General features: G+C 34.1%; 3 protein-coding genes. 1 reads left to right on the top strand and 2 read right to left on the bottom strand.

Translation table 11 applies throughout. The annotated features are described in order from the left end of the window. Window positions 1-399: 399 nt before the first annotated feature. Together NFS18_RS19215 and NFS18_RS19220 are read right to left on the bottom strand one after the other, a co-directional pair. Window positions 400-786, bottom strand: a complete 387-nt coding sequence (locus NFS18_RS19215) for a helix-turn-helix domain-containing protein (protein WP_251393181.1) — start codon at window positions 784-786, stop codon at window positions 400-402. A gap of 57 nt (window positions 787-843) precedes the next feature. Further along, entirely contained in the window at window positions 844-1,047 is a 204-nt protein-coding gene (locus tag NFS18_RS19220) for a helix-turn-helix transcriptional regulator (protein WP_251393182.1), read from the bottom strand. A 92-nt stretch (window positions 1,048-1,139) separates the two neighbouring features. Here NFS18_RS19220 and NFS18_RS19225 point away from each other — a divergent pair, with 92 nt between their 5' ends. After that, window positions 1,140-1,712, top strand: a complete 573-nt coding sequence (locus NFS18_RS19225; RefSeq protein WP_251393183.1) for a helix-turn-helix domain-containing protein — start codon at window positions 1,140-1,142, stop codon at window positions 1,710-1,712. Window positions 1,713-1,998: the final 286 nt, after the last annotated feature.

The following is a 1,998-nucleotide window of genomic DNA, read 5'->3' on the forward strand; positions in this document are numbered from 1 at the left end:
TATTTCTCAAAAATTTGGCAGATTGGTGCTTTGGGCAGGCATATTCACTTTTCAGTTGCAGTTTGCGGAAACTCAAGCCCGGTCATCAATATGCATTTCCACCCATTTTTTTAACTTTCGATTGTATCCTTTTAAAAGAATCATAACTGCTCCTTTGTATCGTTTTATCCCTCTATGTTATGTGCCGAATTCGGTACATAGTTAAATTTTTTAATCCCTTTTAAATTGAAAGTTGATTTCCCAAATCTCTTATGATATATTGAATACATAAGGGAGTTGTTTTTAAACGCAATCACCTTTTAATAACGTAACTAGGAAATCCACCCTTTAACCGACCAAAGTTTTCAGGGGTGGTTTTTCTATATCGTTTTGCAGCATTTACATCATCCTTCTTCCGAGTCACACTATGTTCTTTTGTTTCAGGTAATTCTCAAAATCCCGTTTCAATTCTTTTGACTTTGAAATTTTCTTTCTTTGTGGTTTTTTCACAATTTCCTCATCAGGACCATCTTCTTCCATCATCAACGAAAACCATTCTCCCGAATCACTTTCATCTTCATAAAACTGACTCATTGGTATCCGAAGCGCCGTTCCGATATTTGCTAATGTCTTAATCTTCCCTTCCCGAATCCAGCAATAAACAGTATTCTGATTCACTTTTATCCGCTTGGAAAATTCTGCAGGAGTTAAAATTTCATCCTTTCCCCTCGCTTCCAACATTAGGATACGATTCGATAATTCTTTACATGTTTTTTCTAAAGACTCTACTCTTTCTTCCAGATACATATTGTTCCCCTCCTCTTTATAGTTTCAGTATGTCCCGTCCGGATACCAGAAATGTACTTAAAGTACATTTCTGTACAAAAAAATTTCGTCAATCTGAGTTTCTAATGCTTTAGATATCTTTTGTGCCGTTTCTAATGATGGATTCTTCTCTCCTGCTTCTATAAAATAAACATAACATTTAGAAACACCTGATTTTTCTGCTAATTCAGTAACGCTCATTTTCTTTTTAGTCCTTATTTCTCTTATGTTATTATTTTTCATTTTTTCACCCCTTTATGTACTTATAGTTCATTGTCAATAGTTTTTATCATTTCTATGATAAAATTTTTATAGTTGATATTAGGAGGTGTAGTATGAATTCAGAAATTAGTGTTTTAGGCAACAGAATCCGAAGTCTTCGTGAAGACCAAGACCTCACTCAAAAAGAGTTATCAACCATGATAGGCTTAACCCCTAAAATGATATCTTTTTATGAAAACAATCAACGAACACCGCCAATTGATATACTATTAAAAATTTCTCGAATTTTTGATGTTGATATAAATTATTTGGTTGGATTATCAAGTTCAAAGAATGCCCAAGTATCCGCAAAAAATATATCTCCACAAGAACTAAATTTATTACAATACTATCGCAAAGTGAAAAAGGGAAACGAACATACTGAATGCAAATATGGATCTATAGAAAAATATTTTCCTAATGCACAATTTTTATCTCCCGAAGAAAAAGAACTTCTCAATTACTACAATGAACTTTCTTTAAAAGATAAACGCTGGATAATGGGACAGATGATTGACTTGATCAAGAAACAAGAGGAAAGCGTCAATCCCCCCGGAAAGCGCAGTGATTATAGATTTTATAACGAGGAAAGTTATTCACTGAAAATTGTACCGAATTTCGGTACGCTGTATTTTGCTACGGATTAACAATAATATATTTACCCGGGGAACCGTTGAGGTGCTATACCAACCGCTGGACGATAAGGAAAGGGGGTTGGTGCTTATGGTTACATACTCTGACTTGTTCACGTTTGTAATTATGCTTTGTGCAGTTATAACCCTTGATTGATTCCAGATAAGGATAGAATCTTTGTTTTTATTTTTGGGTTTTTGTTTTAGTTTTTGAAAAAGAAATGTCTTGAGTTTCCGCAAACTGCAACTGAAAAGTGAATATGCCTGCCCAAAGCACCAATCTGCCAAATTTTTGAGAAAT

This window comes from Mediterraneibacter agrestimuris, assembly GCF_943193195.1.
Taxonomy (GTDB): Bacteria; Bacillota; Clostridia; order Lachnospirales; family Lachnospiraceae; genus Schaedlerella; species Schaedlerella agrestimuris.